This window comes from Pirellulales bacterium (genome assembly GCA_035939775.1).
GTDB lineage: Bacteria > Planctomycetota > Planctomycetia > Pirellulales > DATAWG01 > DASZFO01.
Window position 1 is genome coordinate 1 of the sequence record DASZFO010000202.1, and the last position, 19,447, is coordinate 19,447.

General features: G+C 60.7%; 13 protein-coding genes. 7 read left to right on the forward strand and 6 right to left on the reverse strand.

Annotation, left to right across the window (positions count from 1 at the left end):
* Together VGY55_12915 and VGY55_12920 are read left to right on the forward strand one after the other, a co-directional pair.
* On the forward strand, positions 1–709 hold a 709-nt coding region (locus VGY55_12915; GenBank protein ID HEV2970865.1), incomplete at its 5' end, for a hypothetical protein.
* 239 nt (positions 710–948) lie between these two features.
* Positions 949–2,136 (forward strand): hypothetical protein, encoded by a 1,188-nt coding sequence (locus tag VGY55_12920; GenBank protein HEV2970866.1) that lies wholly within the window; start codon positions 949–951, stop codon positions 2,134–2,136.
* 161 nt (positions 2,137–2,297) lie between these two features.
* Here the strand turns inward: VGY55_12920 and VGY55_12925 are convergent, their stop codons facing one another.
* The 5 genes from VGY55_12925 to eno form a co-directional block, all read right to left on the reverse strand.
* On the reverse strand, positions 2,298–2,978 hold the full coding sequence (locus VGY55_12925) for a response regulator transcription factor (protein ID HEV2970867.1): 681 nt from the start codon (positions 2,976–2,978) through the stop codon (positions 2,298–2,300).
* The gene (locus tag VGY55_12930; GenBank protein ID HEV2970868.1) at positions 2,963–4,924 is read right to left on the reverse strand and encodes a HAMP domain-containing sensor histidine kinase; all 1,962 of its coding nucleotides are present in this window, start codon (positions 4,922–4,924) and stop codon (positions 2,963–2,965) included. The genes VGY55_12925 and VGY55_12930 overlap by 16 nt, the downstream gene beginning before the upstream one ends.
* Positions 4,925–5,082: 158 nt before the next feature.
* A complete protein-coding gene (locus VGY55_12935) occupies positions 5,083–6,519 on the reverse strand; it encodes a tetratricopeptide repeat protein (protein HEV2970869.1) in 1,437 nt (478 codons plus the stop codon).
* Between the two features lie 129 nt (positions 6,520–6,648).
* Positions 6,649–7,050 (reverse strand): hypothetical protein, encoded by a 402-nt coding sequence (locus tag VGY55_12940; GenBank protein HEV2970870.1) that lies wholly within the window; start codon positions 7,048–7,050, stop codon positions 6,649–6,651.
* Between the two features lie 56 nt (positions 7,051–7,106).
* A complete protein-coding gene (gene eno, locus VGY55_12945) occupies positions 7,107–8,384 on the reverse strand; it encodes a phosphopyruvate hydratase (protein ID HEV2970871.1) in 1,278 nt (425 codons plus the stop codon).
* Positions 8,385–8,925: 541 nt separating this feature from the next.
* Here eno and VGY55_12950 point away from each other — a divergent pair.
* A complete protein-coding gene (locus VGY55_12950; GenBank protein HEV2970872.1) occupies positions 8,926–11,853 on the forward strand; it encodes a hypothetical protein in 2,928 nt (975 codons plus the stop codon).
* A gap of 341 nt (positions 11,854–12,194) precedes the next feature.
* Here the strand turns inward: VGY55_12950 and VGY55_12955 are convergent, their stop codons facing one another.
* Complete coding sequence (locus VGY55_12955; protein ID HEV2970873.1) at positions 12,195–12,638, reverse strand: hypothetical protein; 444 nt, start codon at positions 12,636–12,638, stop codon at positions 12,195–12,197.
* Positions 12,639–12,746: 108 nt separating this feature from the next.
* Here VGY55_12955 and VGY55_12960 point away from each other — a divergent pair, with 108 nt between their 5' ends.
* The 4 genes from VGY55_12960 (at position 12,747) to pssA (ending at position 19,303) form a co-directional block, all read left to right on the forward strand.
* Positions 12,747–13,034: a hypothetical protein gene (locus tag VGY55_12960; protein ID HEV2970874.1), complete on the forward strand. Its 288-nt coding sequence runs from the start codon at positions 12,747–12,749 to the stop codon at positions 13,032–13,034.
* 316 nt (positions 13,035–13,350) lie between these two features.
* Positions 13,351–17,103 (forward strand): CHAT domain-containing tetratricopeptide repeat protein, encoded by a 3,753-nt coding sequence (locus tag VGY55_12965; protein ID HEV2970875.1) that lies wholly within the window; start codon positions 13,351–13,353, stop codon positions 17,101–17,103.
* Between the two features lie 251 nt (positions 17,104–17,354).
* Entirely contained in the window at positions 17,355–18,314 is a 960-nt protein-coding gene (locus VGY55_12970) for a phosphatidylserine decarboxylase (protein ID HEV2970876.1), read from the forward strand.
* 119 nt (positions 18,315–18,433) lie between these two features.
* Complete coding sequence (pssA, locus tag VGY55_12975; protein ID HEV2970877.1) at positions 18,434–19,303, forward strand: CDP-diacylglycerol--serine O-phosphatidyltransferase; 870 nt, start codon at positions 18,434–18,436, stop codon at positions 19,301–19,303.
* Positions 19,304–19,447: the final 144 nt, after the last annotated feature.

Sequence of the window (19,447 nt, forward strand, 5' to 3'; positions counted from 1 at the left end):
GCCGAGTTGGAAGGAGGCCGGCGGCTTGGGCACGAGCCGCTGGAGCGACGGGGCGCTGGTGGTCGAGCAGAGCGAATCCGTGCATGCCCAGTTGCTAGTATTCTGCGAGAAGCTGCGCATCGCCCGCGGCCTGCCGCTGCGGAGCAAGATCGATCCGGACCGCTTCCGTCTCGTGCCACGGACGGCCGCGGCCGCCAAAGCGCTCGCGCTTCCAGTCACCGCCGACTTCAATCGACCCGAGCCGCTCTCACGGGTCCTCGCCTACCTGCATGGATCGACCCATGTCACGCTATTGATCGACCAAGTGGCGTTGGCCGAGCAGCGGATGTCGGCCGAGACGGAAGCATTGCTCGCGGCCGATCGTCAGCCGCTCGGGCAAACGCTCACGGCGCTGGTCGAGCCGATGGACCTCACTTGGCGCGTCGTCGGCGAGAGGGCCGTCGAGATCACCACCCCTCAAGCGGCGGCCATGCATGCGGAAGTCGAGTTTTATCCGGCCGGCGAGTTACTAAGCGGCGAAACGAATGGACAAGCGCTCATCGCTCGAATCGAACGCGAGCTGGCCACAGCGGCTGGTTCCGAAGCGCCCGCCGCGCATCCGACGATCCGCTTCGACGCCGCGAGCCGCGCGCTCATCGTTCGGGCCCCGCAGAGTATGCAACTCCGGGTCGCCTCGATTCTAAACGGCTGGCATGTCGCGCGACAATAAAGTCCGTTGGACCTGACCGCGACGCTGGCAGCGTCGCCCACGCGGCCGACACTGCTAGCGTCGGCCTCACCCAGCGGAGTGAGGCTTTGGGGAATCCAGGCTGAATCTGCCAATTAACATGGCCGTGTCTTAAGTAACGGTTATGCCGAACCGATCAAAGGAAGGGGTCTTAACGGTCGTAACGGCAGTCCGCCTCGTCCGGCGGGCGCGAGATTGTCTCGGAAGCGCCAGGTGCATGGATGGATGACGAACTGATTCATTTCCGCCGCTACCGGTCGCGCAGGCTCGGGGGATGTATCGCGGCCTGCATCGTGCTTGCCGCAGTCACGGGCTGCACACATATCCAGTTGCGCAACAACGCTGTGAACCAGGCGGCCGCGGTCGGCGATTTCCATCAGCAGCAGGTGCTCGACAACCTGGCGATGTTCGCCCACGACATCAACTCATTCCCTCATTTCTCGTATCCGAATCAAAGCGGCGCGACTGTCACCGATCAAGGCGTCGCCGGCTTGACGCCGAACTGGGGCCGACCAATCACCTCGGGGGCGACCGCCGCCTCGCATCCGCCACGTTTCGGTGATTTCCTGCTTAGCTCGCTCGGGCTCAATATCAATGCCCAGCGGTCGGAGCAGGAAGGCTTCACGATCACTCCGATCAACGACCCGAAAAAGCTGGAGTTGATGCGCTGCGCCTATCAGCAGGCCGTGGCGGGCTGCGGGTGCGGCGTGATGTCGCGTAACTGCCCGGATTGCCAGGCCCGGCTCAACAGCTTTTATACCGGCGATCCCGAGGGGAAGATCAGTCAAAGCGGAGGCGGATCCGTCACCACCGACTGCCTCAAGGGAAAATGCTGGTTCCACGTCGGCTGCAAGAAGGACGTTCCCAAGGATTGCTGCTGCAATTACGTCGGGCATTACTGCGGCACTTATGTGTGGGTACTTCCCGATGGCCGCGATGATCTGACCAAGCTGACGCTCGTGATCCTCGATTTTGCCTTGAATGGTTCGCCGGTCAAGCGCAGCAAGGAGGTCGTCTACTATATCGATGAACTCGGCCTGCCGACGACGATCAGGGACTCCGTCGGCAAGGTGACTGCGCAGGTGGCCGTCACCGAGCACAACGAGAGCGTGCTGGCCTCGACGCCTCAGGACGCATTCAGGATCAAGCAAATCCTTGAGGGAGACCTTCAGAACATCCAAAAGCGACTGGCGGCCGCCACCGATCCGACCGAGCGGAAGGCTTACCTCGACGAGCAAGCGACCTTGGAACGGAAGCTCGAGTTCCTCGAGCAGCAGATCAAGGTCGGCACCCTCAAGGAAGAATACCTGCCCGGCTCGTTTGCCCCCAGCCCGCCCTTCTCCGTGATCCCCGGCCTGCAGCTCCAACAGAACACACTCGGCGCGCCGACGACGCTGCCGACGCCGTGATGTGCGGCGGGCCGAAAGAGAAGGTAGTCGGCAGGAGGCAGACGGCGATAGGTAGCCCCAGCCGCGTGTCTTCGACACCGCAGGCTCAGACCGGATGGACGGCGGGAAGGCCCTCATCAGAGGTTGGAAGTCGGCCCGGAAAGCCTACCGAAGCTTTCGATCTAATCGCCGCGCTCAAAACGATAGCCAATGTCGCGGATCGTTTGGATGTGCGTCGGTCGCTTGGGGTCGGGCTCGATTTTGCCTCGGAGGGTTGTGATGCAGCGATCGACGCTGCGCGAGGTGACGATCACCGAGCGGCCCCAGACGTTGTTCATGATTTCGTTCCGAGTGAGAGCCCGGCCTGCCCGCTTGATGAAGAATTCCAGCATGCGGAATTCCTTGGTTGTGAGCGGCACCTCTTCGCCGCGGCGCAGCAGCTTGTGCGAGGCCAGGTCGAGTGTGCACTGGCCGAACTGGTGCATGCCGTTGGCCGATTGCGATTGCCGCCGCAGAAAGGCCGCGGCTCGGGCCAAGAGCTGCCGAATACTGAAGGGCTTGGTCACGTAGTCGTCGGCCCCGAGTTCCAGTCCGCGGATGATGTCTTCCTCTTGTCCCTTCGCCGTGAGCATGAGGATCGGCATTTCAAAGCCCTGCTGGCGAAGATGGCGGCAAACCTCGTAGCCGTTCATCAAGGGGAGCATGATGTCCAGCACGATCAGGTCGGGCGGTTTTGCGAGCGCGGCATCGAGCCCGGCGCGCCCCTCGCGCGCCGTGCGCACGTGGTAGCCCTGGGCGGCGAAATTGTCCTTTAGCCCGCGCAACAGGGTCGCGTCATCTTCGACGATCAAAACGTCTTGCATGGTTCGTCTCGAGCATCCTCTCGCTCATTGGCCGGCAACATCACCCGAAACGCGCTCCCCTTGCCCACCTCGCTCTCGACGGCGATTGAGCCGCCGTGGGCGATCACGATCCGCTGCGCAATGCTCAGGCCCAATCCACAGCCGCCGGCGGTGCGCGTCAGTCGCTCGTTGACTTGATAAAACCGATCGAACACTCGGCGTTTGTGCCGCGGCGAAAGCCCGACGCCGTTGTCCTCGACCGACCAACCGACCGTGTTTCCGTTGTCGATCGCTCGAAGCGCGATCCGCTTCTGGTCGCCGCTGTACTTAAGCGCGTTGTCGAGCAGGTTGACAAGCACGGTCACGAGCGCGTCGAAATCGCCCGAAATCATCGGCAAATCCGGCTCGATTTGCAGCTCGAACTGGCAATTGGGCTCGTAAAGCCGGTCGTGCAGCGCTTCGGCGGCCTGCCGAGCGACTTCCGCGGGCTCGATCGGCTCGGCGGCGAATTGCTGTTTGCCGCGCTCCAGTCGCGAAAACGTTAGGAAGTTGTCGATCAGCCGTGAAAGGCGCTCGTTTTCTCGCGCCACGAGTTGCAGATACTCCAGAGTTTGCCGCGGATCGGGTGGCTGCCGCTCGAGCAGCGTATCGACGAGCAATCGCATCGACGAGAGGGGCGTCTTGAGTTCATGCGACACGGTGGCCACCAAATCGTTCTTGAGTCGCGATAGCCGCATTTGCCGCCGCAGGACCGTGGCGACCAGGAGCGCCAGAGACCCGGTCGCGAGAATCGTCACTACCGCGGTCCAGAAGTAGAACCGAGTCCGCGTGGAGGCAGAGCCGCTGAACGGATCGTCGAGCAGCGAAAGCGCTACTCGCCAGCGCGGCAGGTCCGGACCGATGGCCGCCGATAGCAGCCCGTCACTTTGGTCGTCTACGTCGAGCGGCGGCACGATGTCGAGCCGCACTCCGGAGGGGAGAGACTGCTGGCCCAATTGCCGTTTAAAATACGATAGCAGCGTTGGCGTCCGGAAGAGCATCAGGACGCGGCCGCCGGGAGAAGAAACCGTCCAAGTGTTATTCAAGCCGGCCGGTTGCAGATCGTGAGGAGTGGACGGATCGGCGCTTCGCTCCCGGTATTCGGCCGCCAGGTCTTCGGCAGCCAGCGTGGGAAACGGCGCGATCTCGGGAAACATTCGGCGTAGCTCGTGCATGACGAAGCGACGTTGAGGGGCACTCATCGCGGGTCGATCGTAGTCGGCGAGCCGCGCCGAAAGCTTGGCGACCGTCGTCGCCGCGAGCGGCGGGTCAGAATCCCTCGCGGTATCGATCGACAGGAGCATCAAGTCGGCCAGCAACCAGCGCCCATCGGCGCCGATCGCCGCTTGAATGTGCGGATTCTCGATCTGATCTTTGAGAAGCTGCACCATAGCGACCTTGTCTCCGGCCGCGAGCAGCGATCGCGCTTGGGCCTGAATCGCTCGGGCAGCGAGCCGCTTGTCTTGGGTGGCGCGCGCGATGCGGCCGTATGCTTGCGCAGCAGCCGAGTAGTTGTGATCGGTGAACTCCAGTTGGGCCGCGGCTTGCCATTCGGACGCGGCTTCAACGACTTCGGCGGCCGAGGGCACTGCATCGGCCGGATAGCTCGGCCGGCCGCCGGCGTCGAGCACGATTACGCTGTCGGCAAACCCACGACCGACGCAAGCCGCGAAGGCCTGAGGCGGCGGCAAGTCTGCGGCGGTTGCGTCCGCCTCCGCGAGAGACTGGCGCCAAGCGGCCGCGACCTGCTGGCGCACGATCTCCAGTTGGCCGCGATAGGCGTCGGCTAATCGCGGGCGCACGGCGAGCCGCTCGTTCTGCATGGCCTCGTTCATTAGCCAGAGCATCGCCACCGTGGGCAACGCCACGAGCAGTACGAGCAGCAGCGCCGGCGCTAGTGAAGAATCGCCAGTCGACTGAGTTCGCATCCAATGCCGCATACCACCTACCAGGTTTTCGGGTGCCACTGCTGGCTTGTCCAGCAGTGCCGCATGCACGCTAATGTCCAGAGCATCACTGCTGGACAAGCCAGCAGTGGCACCCCCGCCGACAGCCTTCGACTGACAAAACCTTTGCCCGCCGAGCGCTATTTCAACTGCAAGCTACCGATCACTTTGTCAAACTCCTTTTGAAAGGCGTCGAGCTTGTCGGCCGCGACCATCGCGGCGAAATTGATTTCCAGCTTGTCGCCGAGCACGTCCGTGCCGTACATCACCATTTTCTTCTCTCCATCAGTGTAATCGGCGACGACGCTGTATGCCGGGCGGCCGGCGATCGTGCGCTCCTTAATGCCGTCCGCGCGGACCTTGAAATCTTTGAGCGCGGTTTTATTCTCTTCGATGTCGGCGTCGATCCGCTCCTTGATCGTCTTTCGCTTTTCATCCGTCTTCCGGGTCTTTGCCGAGACCCAGCACGTAGCCGCGCCGTCTCGATCGAGAAATATCGCCTTTTCGCCTTCGTCCTTCTTGACGGGCTTAGGCGTGTAAGCGAACCAACGCTCGGGAAGCGTCAAGCTGAATCCGTCGCCGTCGAACGTCAGCGGCTTGCCCGGCTCAAGTTGATAAACATGCGCCAATTCGCCGATCGCCCCGCCGGCCTCGAATTTGACGGCATAGTGATGCTCGTCGGTCGAAATATAGAACGTCTGGCCAATGTTGAGGACGACCTTGAAGCACTCGAATTTGCCCGCCGGGACTTCGAGCGTCTCTTTGCCGGTGACTTCCAGACCCAGCGGGATCTTGCCTGAGGTTAAGATGGACATGATGGGGATTGTCGTCTTGTAACCGACAGCTAATGGCAGGCGGCGAAAGAGTTCCGCCGCTTCTTCGTTGTCGAATATCGGCCCGTCCAGGGCGATTTCGCGATGGGTCTTCTTAAGTAAATCCGTCAACTCGACCACCTGTGGCTTGTAAACGGCCTCGACGTCTCCCAAGAGCGAGTGCATCCAGCGGCTGCTGAAGGGCGCGAAGCTTTCCTTGTCGGCCAGCACCGTGCTATAACTTTGCGCGCCATTGACGGTCACGAAGGCCCGAGTCGCGCAGCGCCAGGCTTCTTTGCCTTCATGCGTCGCCGAATCGATCATGTAGACATACGCGCCGATGTCCAGCCCGCCGGCCAGCTTGAGGCTGATCAACTGCGCTTCATGATCCTGCCATGGCGCTGGGAGCAGCTTGAGTTCGCTCGGCAACTGCTTGCGGGCCTTGGCCAGCAGTTCCTTCTCCTCTGGAAAGTCCGCGATCAGCTTTTCGAGCGCCGCATTCGCCTCCGCCGGCTTGTTCTTCTTGAACAAGCATTGAGCCAGACGATACTCAGCCTGCGCGGCGGCATTGCGGGCCACCTTTCCTTCAGTGATCACTTGCTCATAGAGCTTGATCGCCTCGTCCACGTTGCCGACGGTTTCCTCGGTGTAGATCGCCTTTTCGAGCGTCTCGCTGGGCGAGGCGGCGCGGGCGAGAGTTCCGCGGCCAATCGCGACAGCGGCAATCAGCGCACCGAACGCCATCCAGAATGCTTTCCGACACATGGCTTGCTCCTTGTTTGGTTCCTGCAACCCGGAGATAAAAGGCCCGACGGCCACACGAACAAGAGCTTACAAGGGGCACGTTACGCCTGTGTTACCGCGCCATCCAGAGATTGTCCGCCGCGGCAGCGATCACTTGTCACTTGCCACTTGCCTCGTGGCTTCCGCTGCCGGGCCTCTACGACGAACGAGCTGCCATTGCAGGGCGATGCAGGAGATCATCATGACGATGATTGCGGCGAAGCGCAATGGCCCGAGCGAGATCAGCAACTCGTGCGTGGGAGGTTGAGGTCCGTCGGCCAGGGGCGCGTTTTCTGAGAGCGGCTCCCCGGATTTAGGCGCGGAAGCAGGCTCCTGCGCGGCGGCGGGCTTGGCAAGCGTGCGAGTGCCGAAGCGGTATTCGTCTTCGATGTGTCCTTGCCGGTGCTCGTATTTTCCGCCCATCAAAAATAGGGCCAAAGCCGCGGCGGCGCTGAAGACGTAGACCCAGAACCAAGGAGAATCGGTCAAGCTGAGGCGGGAGGTAGTAGACAAGAGACGTTGCAATTGGCGTGAAGGTCGATAGGACGAAATCGCGAATTAGCCCTCTCTCAACGCCGCTTGAAGAGCGGGCCGGCATACATCGCCGCTTCGCCGAGGTCTTCCTCGATGCGAAGCAATTGATTGTATTTGGCCAGTCGATCGGTGCGCGAGGCGGAGCCGGTCTTGATTTGGCCGGTGCCCATCGCGACGGCCAGATCGGCGAGCGTGGCGTCTTCCGTCTCGCCGCTGCGATGGCTGGCGATGCTGGTGTAGCCGTGGCGCGTCGCGAGTTGAATCGCCTCGATCGTTTCGGTCAGCGTGCCGATCTGATTCACTTTGATCAGGATGCTGTTGGCCACGCCGCCGTCGATGCCGCGCTGCAATCGCTTCGTATTGGTGACGAAAATATCATCGCCGACGAGCTGCACGCGGTTGCGGAGCCGGTCGCTCAGCAGCTTCCATCCGTCCCAATCGTCCTCGCTGCAGCCATCTTCGATCGAGCAGATCGGATATTTTTCGACCCAGCCCGCCAGAAAATCGACCATGCCGCGGCTATCGATCTCGCGGCTGTCGATCGAGTAGACCTTTTTCTTGCCGTCGTAAAGCTCGGTGGCCGCGACGTCCAGCGCGATCATGATCTGCTCGCCCGGCTTGTAACCCGCCTGCTGAATCGCTTCGAGGATCAGGTCGAGCGCCTCGCCGTTGCTCTTGAGATCGGGAGCGAAGCCCCCTTCATCGCCAACGGCCGTATTGAGCTTCTTCCCCTTGAGCACCTTCTTGAGCTGGTGGAATGTCTCGACCCCCGCCCGCAGCGCGGCGCTGAATGAATCGAACCCCAGCGGCATGACCATGAACTCTTGCACATCGACGGCGTTATCGGCATGGGCGCCGCCATTAATAATGTTCATCATCGGGGCGGGCAAGAGCCGGGCGCCGGGACCGCCGAGATACTTGTAAAGCGGCAGGCCGCAATGCTCGGCCGCGGCATGGGCGACCGCCAGCGAGATGCCGAGGATGGCATTCGCGCCAAGATTCTTCTTGTTCTCCGTGCCGTCCAACTCGATCATGCGCCGGTCGATCGCCGCCTGATCGAGTGCGTCCATCCCATTCAACTCGCGGGCGAGCACTTCGTTCACGTTGGCGACCGCCTTGGTCACGCCTTTGCCGACAAACGCCTTCGCGTCGCCGTCGCGCAGCTCCCAGGCCTCGTGGATGCCCGTGCTCGCGCCGCTAGGAACCGCGGCGCGGCCGAACGAGCCGTCAACTAGGGTAACGTCAACCTCGACAGTTGGATTGCCGCGGCTATCAAGAATCTGCCGGCCATGGATATCGACAATGGAGGACATTCGGGGGATGGGGGCTAGGGACTGGGGAGTGATAAACGAGCCGGCGGCGTCAGCCTCCGGATGAGCGCGACCAGCAAGTCATCGCGGCCGCTCCGCCATCTCACCGATTATTGTGCCCGATTTGGAGCGAGTTGGCTAGGCGGGCATCCGGTCCGAACATTCTTCAAACGAGGGACCTTCCCCTTTCGGATGCTCAGGCGATTCGGCGTCATGCCGCGACCACCGGCCGCCTGACGGGGTGCGCGACGAGGATCCGCTCGGTGCACACCTATTCAAGACATCAAAGAATGCGACCGCGTGAGCCAGCATTTTGCCAAGACCGCTGCTACAATTTCGACTCCAAATTCGTCCAAGCGACGCGACGCGCGAAACAACGAGTCGCGCCTCGTTATTCATTGCGCCGCCGGAGCCGATCTTGTAGGACGATTGCGCTCATGCTCAAATAATATCACTTCTTCAGCGGGGGCCAGGGCAAGTTTCGCGCGGCGACCTCGAATCTTCGATTTGGTGTCAGGGAATGCGGAATCGGAAGGAGGAAAGCATGCGGCACTTTTGGCTGTCGTTCTTGGCGTCGGCGATCGTTCTCTGCGGCTTTTTGAGTAGTCCATTCGCTCCGCGTCCGGTGGCCGCCGAGGATACCGCGGCGCATGGGGAAATCATCGGCACGGTGCTCGATAGCGCGGGCAAGCCAGTGCAGGGAGCGACTGTTCGGATTTGGACGGCGGGCGCCCGGGTGGGCGTGAATCCGTATTGCCCGAGTTGTTACCTCGATTGCAGCAAAACGGCCGAGAGCGATTCGGCCGGAGCGTTCACGATCAAATCGCTCGATCCGACGCTGGTGTTCCAAGTGCTCTTCGTAAAGAAGGGCTTTGAACCAAAATTCGCGTCCGTCGATCCGCTGAATCACAAGCCGATGGAAGTAAACCTCAAAGCTCGGCCGTCATTGCCCAGCAATCCGCGGCAAATTGTTTCCGGCCAGGTCGTCGATTCGCGCGGCAAGCCGGTCACCGCGGCACTGGTTGAGCCGTTCGGTTGCAAGGACGATCGCGGGCGCCATTGGGGCGGTCTCGAGGGGACCGACCCGCTGGCCGTCACGGACGAAGTGGGCCGGTTCGAGCTTGTGTCCGCGCATTCAGCCGAGGCCTTCGATTTGGAAGTGACAGCTCGCTCGCTGGCCAAGAAAAACTTCGTGCTTGTGCCGACAGCGAAAGCGGATAACCGTTTGGTGCTCACCGAGGGAGCCACGGTGCGCGGGCGCGTGGCGGATCACGGCCGCCCAGTCGCATCCGTGAGAGTGGGCGTGATCCAAGCCGACCGGCAAATCGAAACTTCCGTCGGCCCTCTCGAAATCGGTACCGACGCGCACGGCGAGTTTCTGTTTGCCAACGTGCCGCCGGACCGGGATTTCAATATCTACGGAATCATGGATAGCCTTCGCGACTGCGGCGGAATTTCCGACCGGCGAATCCATGTGGGCGCCGACGGCAGCGATATGAATGTCGGTGATTTGGCCGTTGAACCGGCATACCGCATCACGGGGCGCCTGGTGCTGTCCGACGGCAAGCCATTGCCGCCGCATACGCGGATTCTCATTGGCCGCGAAAATGCGTGGGACTCGCAAATCATCGAGGTCGATTCCAGCGGCTCCTTCACCGCTCGTGGGATTCCGCCCGAATTGGTCAACCTCCACACACAGATAGACAGTTATCGGCTGTCGAACAAAAATCGCAGCTTAGAGCCATACAGTGCCCGGCGGCTGACAGGGTTAGTCCAGAAAGATATCGACGGCGTGTTGGTGCTGTTGGAGCCGGGGAGCAATCAGAGGATCGATCCTGAATCGCAAACTAACGTCGATTGGAACAAACTGAAGTCGGCGCAACTACGAATCGAGAGCGAGCCGCTTATGGGTGTGGTTGCGGTCGCCGGTGGATATCAAACTGCCGGCGGTCCGATATTCGAGCGGCCGCCCTATCCACGCAGACCGCTTCCGAAAATCGAACTGCCCCCGCCGCTGCCAAAACCAGTTTCCGCCGACGCGAATGTGCCGAAGCGGGCGATCGTCGGTTGGGTTGTGGATCGGGCGGGCAAGACGGTCGCCGGCGCTGATGTTTGGTATCCGGTCCGCCGGAATGTTGCGCCCGGCGAATTCACGGTCCACGCGAAGGCAGGCGCTGATGGGCGATTCAAGCTCGAGTTTCCAATCGAATGGTTGCCGAAAGATGCGACTGGACTAGACGTTTCTCCGAGGGTCGTGGCGTACGCTCCTGGCTACGCCATTGGAACCGGAGACGCAGCGCCGCAGGCCATTCCAGACGCGACCGGTCCAAAGGATGATCACTCCACACGGTTGGAGATTCAGCTCGGGCAGCCAGTTGATGCCGAATTCACCGTGCTGACGCCGGATGGCGCGCCGTTGGCCGCGGCCCGCGTCGGGCTGCCGGAGGATATGTTGCCGGAATTGGCCGCCAATATCTGCGGGACGACCGATGAGCAGGGGCGAGCGCGGATTTCCGCGGTCGGCCCCGACAAATCCTTTCAAGTCATGATCCAAGCGGCAGGTTACGGCTCGCAGCTTTTCATTTTGCACGCAGGGCGCGCGAGCAGCAGCACGCTCCAGTTGGCCCCTGTGGGACGGATCGAAGGACAAGTTGTCGCCGCACAGCCCGAGCTGTTTCGCGGAATGTCCGTCTCGATTTCCACTCGCCGAAGGACGACCGCGGTCGAGCGAAAGAAAAACGTGACGAACAGCTTGGAGGGTTGGGGCCAGGCAGAATTGCATGTCGATGCCGATGGCCGATTCGTGGTACCGGCGATCGCCGCCGGTCAGGTCATGCTCCGCGCGCAGATTGCCGACGAACGACTACCGGTCCGCCCGCGCGTCATCGAGGACAATCAAGTGGAGGTCGTGCCCGGTGATACGACGCGGATCGAAATCCCGATGGAAATGCTTGTCAAAGTGCATGGCTTGATTCGTGTCAAAAAGACCGGCAAACCGGTCGCCGGCGCGGCGATTGTCGTAGGCAGCAATCATTCGCTTTCGGACAAAGTCTGGAGCGATGCCAATGGGCGGTACAGCGCGACGGCTCTGCCAGGCGACGTGGACATGCAAGTCATCGACGTTCCGAGGAAAGAAGTCCGGCAATCGAAGGATTCACAAGAAGCGCACTACGAAATTCCCGAGGATGCCGCAGAGTTTGAATTGCCTGTGGTTGAAGTCGAGAAATGCAAAGATGTCGCCGGTCTGTTGCTCGACAAAGATGGCAAACCGGCGCCCCTATCGTTCGTCCAGGCTTTTGCCGGCGAGAAAACGTATTTTGTAATACCCGGGAAGCAAGGTAAATTCGAGTTTCGCGATGTGCCGGAAGAAACGGTTTTCGATCGATTCCGAGTCGAAAGCAGCGGTCCCAATGCTCGGGACGCGCATTTCACGATCCAGAGCAAAGATCCGCTCGTGTTGCGGTTGAAGTGACCGCGATTATTTGAGCACCAGGGCAGTCAGGCCGAATTCGTAAGAGGCCGAAGACGGAATCCCGCGGTAAATGCTCGGAAAAGTAAAGGAGACGGGAGTCATTGTTACGACTCCCGTCCCCGTTTAATTCCTCCGTCCCCTTTAATTCCTCCAAGCTGGCTGTTTTTGGCCGGAAAGATGGCCTCCGCCGCATCCTCGTCATTTCGATCGGTCCATTACACTGAATTGTCAGCCGCTGTGGCCGCCGTCTAGCGAGAACGGCAATTAAAGGTTGGACACGTGCGAAGAACGGGCGCCTTGGTTACCGGCAATCTCGCGGCGCTCATGAATTCAGCCGACCCTCAGACAAACGGGAGTTGACAACCATGAAGATTATCAGACTGCGGATTTTCGGCGCGCTTGTTGGCCTGGGTGTGCTGTGCGTGTTTGTGCCAAACGCTCGGTCGGATGACGCCACGGATTGGGCAAACCAACAAGCCCAGGCTCAGAAGGAACGCTAGGAATGGCAGAACCAACAAGCCCAGGCCGAGAAGGAGCGCGAGGACTGGCAGAATCAGCAAGCCCAGGCTCAGCGTGACCGCGAACAGGCTGAGCGGGATCAGCAAGAGCGCGAAAACTGGGCAAACCAACAAGCCCAGAACGCGAAGGAGCGCGAAGACTGGCTTAACCAACAGGCCCAAGCTGAGCGAGAAGCCGAACAGGCGCAGAAGGAGCGCGATCTCAATGACTATATAAACAAAATGTTGCAGGACAGCCAGGACATGCAGAAGTGGGCTGAGGATCAAGCAAAAGCTCGGCAAGAGGAAATAAACCGGGGGGAATGGGGACCGCCCGCACCAGCACAGCCGGCGGCCGTCCCGCCGAACCAGCCAGAACCGGGGGCGGCGCCGGCGATGCGCGCGCCGCCTGCGCCTCAGCCGACGGCCAGACAACCCAACACGCACACCGTCACTATCTATCACGGCAATCAAGTCACGCGAACGACCTTCGTGATGCAGGACGACGGTTCGTGGCAAGCCACCGAGCGCCTCGGGACCGACGCCGTCACACCGGCAGCGCCGGTGGCTGGACCTCTCTTCGATCCAGCCGCGTTTCGGCAGATGGTGCTCCAAAATCAGGAGCGGGTGCGCCAGCAGATTCTGCAAACGCGACAGCAGATGATGCAAAGAATCGGAAGATAACGGGCCTGCGACGGTCGCACAGTTAAAGAAACCGGCCAGCCCGCAGTAGCGCGATATCTCGTTTCCCGACTGGCCGACATTACGATTGACGGCAGCCCAACGACCCAAGCTCAGCGACCCGGCCCGCAGGGCGAATTAAAGCAGGGGACGAGAGTCGTTGATATGACTCCCGTCGCCTTTATTCCTCCGCCTGGTGTCGATTCCGCAAGGCGCTTCGTACAATAGGCTTCGCGGTATCAACACCCGATCGGGCAATATCGGATGTATGTTCATGCGCCTCGATCGACCTTTTAGAACGCCTCAATTATCAAGCCTGGTGCAGATCGCCGCCATCTGGCTGCTGGCGATGTTCGGTCGTGCTCGGGCAGCCGACCGACCTTTCGACGTGATCGTCTCCGCCGAATCGACGTCCGTCATGAGCGGCGAGAGGCGAATCGGCGAAGTGAAGAAAGGAACTCGACTCACTGCCAGTCAAATCAACGGCGATTGGTATCTCGTCGCGGTTCCCGGCGCCAATCCACCGCAGGAAGGGTGGATTAGAAAGAGCGACGTCGAAAGGGCGTCGGCGAACATCGCCGCCCCGGCCCGTAGCGAAGATCAGCAAGCGCGGCTGAAGCAACGAGACCTATTGTGGACGTACTCCCAAAACCTCCACCAGGCTGGCAAGCTGGATGAGGCAATCGCCGCGGCGAAGGAGATGCTGGACATTGAACTCGCGGTCGTCGGCAGTGAAACTCCGGATGCGATCAGTTCAATGAGTTATCTCGCCGATCTACGTTGCGAAAAGGAGGATTTTTCGGCAGCGCGGAAGTTGCGCGAAGCGGCGCTCGCCAATTGCACCAAACTGCTGGGAAAGGATCATTGGCGAACGATCGAGGCCCGTTTGGCGTTGGAAAAAACGTCGATGCTTCAGCAGCTTGGCGTTGACGACCGCCACAAACTTAGCGAGGCGTACCGATTGAGCGTCGAAGCCCGCCAGCTTTCCGCTTCGGGAAAGTTTTCCTTGGCAATCTCCTCCGCGGACCGTTCGGCCGACATGTACCGCGGCGTCCTCGGTTCCAAACATCCCGACTATGCCACGACGCTGGCCGATCTGGCCTCACTCAACTTCAAGGCGGCCAACTACGCCAAGGCCGTGTCGCTGTTCCGGCAGGCACTGGATATCGACAAGGAGGTGCGGGGCGAATGGCATCCATACTACGCCACGGAATTAGACAATCTTGCGCTCGTGTACGACGAATTGGGTCACTACGCCGTGGCCCAACCGCTCTATGAGCAGGCGTTGGCGATCCGCAAGCAAACACTTGGCGAACACGACCCCGACTACGCCGCGGGCCTTGCAAATCTGGGCGGGTTTTATTGCAATATCGCAGAATTCGGAAAGGCCGAACGTCTCTGCCAGGAATCCTTGGCGATCCGTAAGGAGTCACTCGGGGAAGAACACCCCGACTACGCCGCCAGCCTGGTCGGTTTGTCTCGGGTACACCGGCAGACCGCCGACTACACCGTCGCCCTCGCGGAGTTGCGCCAAGCGCTGGCGATTGACGGAAAGGCTCTCGGCGAAACGAGCGCCGACTACGCCAGCCTTTTGTACGATATGGCAATGCTGCGCCAAGAGATGGGCGACTATTCCCAGGCTGAACGATTCTGCCGGCAAGCTTTGGAAACCCGCAAGAAGTTGTTCGGCGAAAACCATCCCGACTACGCCAGAAGCTTGAATAGTCTGGCGCTTCTGTACGAGGCGATGGGTGACTACTCCAAGGCCGAGCCGCTTTTCCAGCAGGCTTCAAAGATCGATAAGGACGCGATCGGCGAATCGAGCCCGGCCTACGCCACCGACCTCAATAATCTCGGCAACCTGTATTACAAGCTGGGCCAGTACACGAAGGCTTTGGCGTTGTATCGGCAATCCGTGGAGATTCGTGCACAAGTGCTCGGCAAAAAGGATCTCAATTATGCGGCCAGTCTAGGTAACGTAGCCCTTCTGTTTCAGCGGAACGGTGACTTTGCCAATGCCGAGATGTTCTTTCGCGAGGTGCTGACGATCCAGCAGCAACTGCTCGGTGAGGATAATCTGGCGTGCGTGACAACCCTGGGCAACCTAGGCCTCCTCTATGAAACATTGGGCGACTACGGACGCGCCGAACCGTTTCTCAAGAAAGCTTTGCAAATCGACAAGGACGTGCTCGGCGATAAAAGTCTCGATTACGCCATTCAATTGAGCAACCTGGCCGGACATTACAGTGACACGGGCGACCGCTTGAATGCCGAGCGCTTATCGCTCCAGGCATTCGAAATCGTCCGCGCTCAACTCGATCTCACGGCGGGCGTGCAATCGGAACGCCAGCAATTGCGCATGGCTGACACACTTCGTGCTTTTCTCGACGGCTATCTTTCGAATTCCGAACGCGCCGTCGCTTCCAGCGAACGCGCCTATGCCGAGCTGCTCGCGTGGAAGGGGACTGTTTCCGCGCGGCAACAAGCCATGCGCGGGATGCGACAAGCACTTCGCAAAGGGCTTCCGTCAGACGTGGCAGAGTTGTTCGACAAATTGAATGCGGCTAGTCGTGATCTGGCAAACCAATCGCGTATCGTTCCCCGCTCTGGAACCGAAGCGGAATACCTTCAGAAACAGGCGGAACTTAGCGACAGCATTGAGCGATTGCAGCGGGAATTGGCCGCCAAGAGCGACGAATTTCGCAAACATCGCCAGCAGGAGCACCGCACACCGGACGAAATCCGCCGAGCGTTGCCGTCGGACGCGGCGTTGGTCGATTTCTTGGAGTATGACCATGTCGCGCCGTCCGAAGAAAAGGGAAAAGGGCCGTCCTTTGAACGTCGGCTCGTGGCGTTTGTCGTGCGGCCCGACAAGCCCGTCGAGCGGATCGAACTGGGCCCTGCGGCGACAATTGCCGACTTCATCGAGCAATGGCGTAGAAACTACGGATCGGCAAGCGCTGCGGCGAACGCCGATCCGGGACAAGAGCTGCGCCAGCGAGTATGGGAGGAATTGGCGCCGAGTTTGGCCGGAATCAAAACGATCCTGATCTCTCCCGACGGCGCAACGGCTCGCTTTCCTTGGGCAGCCCTGCCGGGAAAAATGCAAGGCACGTATCTCATCGAAGAGAGGGCCATCGCCGTCGTGCCGGTGCCGCGGCTCTTGCCCGAATTGATAACCGACAATAAATCCGGCCAGATCGACGTCGCATCTCTCCTTTTGGTGGGCGGGGTGGATTTTGGAGCCGATCCGGGCCGAATCGTCGATGTGGCCTTTGACCGCGGCGCTGCTCGGGGTGATCAGCCACAATACTGGCCGCCACTGCCGGGAACGGTGGCCGAAGTCGCCGCCGTGAAAGCCGCCTTCGCCCAACGTTTCGGCGGGGTCGCACCGCTCGAATTGACCGGCGCTGCGGCCACGAAGACCGCGGTTCGCGACGAAATGGGCAAGTATCGCTACTTGCACTTCTCCACGCACGGCTTTTTTGCAGCTCCGAAAGTGAAATCCGCAACGGCTCTCGACCCTCGACTGGATTCCACCGCCGTGGGCGGTTTGCTCACACGGCAAGATGTTTCGGGTTACCATCCTGATTTGCTCTCCGGCCTGGTGCTCGCCGGCGCGAATCGCCAAGTGGCCGAGGGCAAGGAGGACGGAATCCTGACGGCTCTGGAAGTCTCCGGACTGGACCTGAGCCAAGTCGAACTGGCGACACTCTCGGCGTGCGAAACGGGCCTCGGCGAGTCGGCCGGTGGCGAAGGGCTCCTGGGATTGCAGCGCGCTTTCCAACTTGCCGGTGCGAAAACCACCGTCTCCAGCCTCTGGCAGGTGCCCGACAAGGCCACGCAATCGCTGATGCAGCGGTTCTACTACAATCTCTGGAACCCCGATCGAAAGATTTCAAAACTCGAAGCTCTGCGAGAAGCGCAGATTTGGCTGCTCAACAATGCCGCTCGGCATCCGGAGTTGATCCGTGGACTGGAATTAGAAGCGATTCCAGGCGGCGACGTCCATGCTGGTCGCCTTTCCCCGCGTTACTGGGCCGCCTTTGAGTTGAGCGGCGATTGGCGATGAGCGCTCGCAGACACTCACAGCGACTATGCGAGGTTGGCTAGGCGCAAGAATAACTTCGCGCGGCGGACCGACGGCGGTAGGATAGTGGCTTCGCCGCCGGCGCTTGCTGTGGTATGGTCTCCCGACCATACCAAGTTTTCGACTGCAGGTCTCCTTGAAACGTCCGCTATCAAAGTGAAATCTTCGGTCCAACTTCGCGGCGCGGTCAGGAGACCGCGCAACAACGGGCCACGTGAACCAGCGAATTGCCGATGAGCCAAGTTGAAACGCCAGCCGCGCCCGCTTCCCCCAGCCGTGCGACGCCGGAGTCGCTGCCTGCAGAGATCAAGAGCACGCAGCCGGGAGGCGGTGTTTGTTACCGCGTCGAATTGGCTTGGGGACGATGGCGGCGAAGGTTTTTGAAAACGTTCAACCGCGGCTACGTCCGGCGCATGGGCGAGCTGCGCCGCGGCGATCCGGCCGGCTGCCCGCATGAGATTCTCGACCCGCGCGATCTCAAATTCTGTCGCAATCAGACGGACTGCCATTGGGATTGCGCCGACGACCCGTTCGTGTGGCGAGATCGGATTCCATTCGCCCGCTGGGGACTCGCCGAGTTGCAGATCATGGGGTGGCCGTTGCTCGCGGCGACGGTAGTGCTGGCATTCACCTACTGGTATTTGGCGCCGATCGCGGCGATACCTTTGGCTCTGGTGGTCTGGTTCTTCCGCGATCCGCCGCGGAGCATGCCGCGAGATGCCGGGCTATTGGTCTCGCCGGCGGATGGCAAGGTGGTCGAGGTGACTTCGCTTGAGCATGACGATTTTATCGGCGGGCCGGCCGTGCGGATCGCCATCTTCCTGTCGCTCTTCAATGTCCATATAAACCGTTCCCCCAGCGCCGCCCGCGTGATTCGGATACGTTATTCGCCGGGCCAGTTTATTAGCGCTCTCAAGCCCGAATGTGCGATCCATAATGAATCTATGTGGATCGGATTGGAGGAGGAAGCGCCCCCGCACCGGAAGCTGGCGATACGGCAAGTGGCCGGACAAGTCGCGCGGCGCATCGTTTGCGATTTGAGGCCGGGCCAGGTGATCGAACGCGGGGAGAAGTTTGGGATGATTAAGCTGGGCTCGCGCACGGAATTGATCCTGCCCGCCGAAGGGCTGCAAGTCGAGGTCCGTGTCGGCCAACATGTTCACGGCGGTTGCGACGTCTTGGCCCGCTACTGAGGTCGTTGGTTTTCGATTCGTTTAGCCCGGAGCCAACGGTGACGGCAGTCGGCGCCGCACGCCGTCGCCGTTGGCTCCGGGCTAAACGACCGAACCGAGCAGCAGGTATATTTGAACTCATGCGAAAAATCCGCACCATCGCCGTTTTGCCGACGCTGTTCACGCTGGGGAACCTCGTCTGCGGATTCTTCGCCATTGTGGTGGCGTCGCGAGTCGATCGGCCGCTGACTGCCGAGCCGCCGACCGCGGTGCGGATTTCATTTCAAGGGCCCTTCGGCCTCGGCGGATTCGATTCGACCGACCCGACGCAAAACGCCATGCTGAGCGGCTGGCTGATTTTTCTGGCAATGATCTTTGACGCGCTGGATGGCCACGTCGCGCGGTTGGCCCGCACTTCGAGCGATTTCGGCGCCGAGTTGGACAGTCTTTGCGATGTGGTGTCGTTCGGGGTCGCCCCAGGGTTCTTGCTGGTGGCAATGTGCAGGTCGCTAGCCTATTCGTATCCGGAGGCGATCTGGATTATTGCGGCGGCGGTGCCCATTTGCGCGGCCTTGCGGCTGGCGCGGTTCAACGTCGAATCGCCCGAGGACGATGACCACCTGCAATTCAGCGGATTGCCGAGCCCCGCGGCGGCCGGCTCGATCGCCGGCTTCGCCATCCTCTTTTACACGCTACGGCAAGAGACGAACTCATTGGCGAGCATCCATCAGATCGATTCGATCATGGAGATTTGGGTCTGCATCCTGGCGCTGGCCGTGTCGGCGCTGATGGTGTCGCGGATTCCTTACCCGCACATCGTGAATCAAGTCTTTCGCGGGCAGCGGAGTTTTGGCCACATTGTCGGCGTAGTGTTTGCGCTGGTGGCGATCATGGTGATTCGAGCCTACTCGATCCCGCTGATTTGCACGCTGTTTGTGCTCGGTCCGCCCGTGCGGTTCATTTGGCAACGATTGCAGCAGCGCAGCACGGAAAGCGAGCCGATGTTTTGATGCACGAAAACCGTTGGAGTTCAGGCACTAGTCTGCGCGCGGCAGCCTGAAGGCTGGACTCCAACAGCCCGACTTCCGATCTCCGACCTCCCAATGTTCACCGGTCTTATTGAAACCCTCGCCCGCGTCGCCGATCTGGAGCCT

What these genes read in the sequence shown, in the direction of transcription:
- VGY55_12920 (HEV2970866.1), top strand. Translation starts at nt 949, where the DNA reads ATGGATGACGAACTGATTCATTTCCGCCGCTACCGGTCGCGCAGGCTC.
- VGY55_12925 (HEV2970867.1), bottom strand. Translation starts at nt 2,978, where the DNA reads ATGCAAGACGTTTTGATCGTCGAAGATGACGCGACCCTGTTGCGCGGG.
- VGY55_12930 (HEV2970868.1), bottom strand. Translation starts at nt 4,924, where the DNA reads ATGCGAACTCAGTCGACTGGCGATTCTTCACTAGCGCCGGCGCTGCTG.
- VGY55_12935 (HEV2970869.1), bottom strand. Translation starts at nt 6,519, where the DNA reads ATGTGTCGGAAAGCATTCTGGATGGCGTTCGGTGCGCTGATTGCCGCT.
- eno (HEV2970871.1), bottom strand. Translation starts at nt 8,384, where the DNA reads ATGTCCTCCATTGTCGATATCCATGGCCGGCAGATTCTTGATAGCCGC.
- VGY55_12950 (HEV2970872.1), top strand. Translation starts at nt 8,926, where the DNA reads ATGCGGCACTTTTGGCTGTCGTTCTTGGCGTCGGCGATCGTTCTCTGC.
- VGY55_12960 (HEV2970874.1), top strand. Translation starts at nt 12,747, where the DNA reads ATGCGCGCGCCGCCTGCGCCTCAGCCGACGGCCAGACAACCCAACACG.
- VGY55_12970 (HEV2970876.1), top strand. Translation starts at nt 17,355, where the DNA reads ATGAGCCAAGTTGAAACGCCAGCCGCGCCCGCTTCCCCCAGCCGTGCG.
- pssA (HEV2970877.1), top strand. Translation starts at nt 18,434, where the DNA reads ATGCGAAAAATCCGCACCATCGCCGTTTTGCCGACGCTGTTCACGCTG.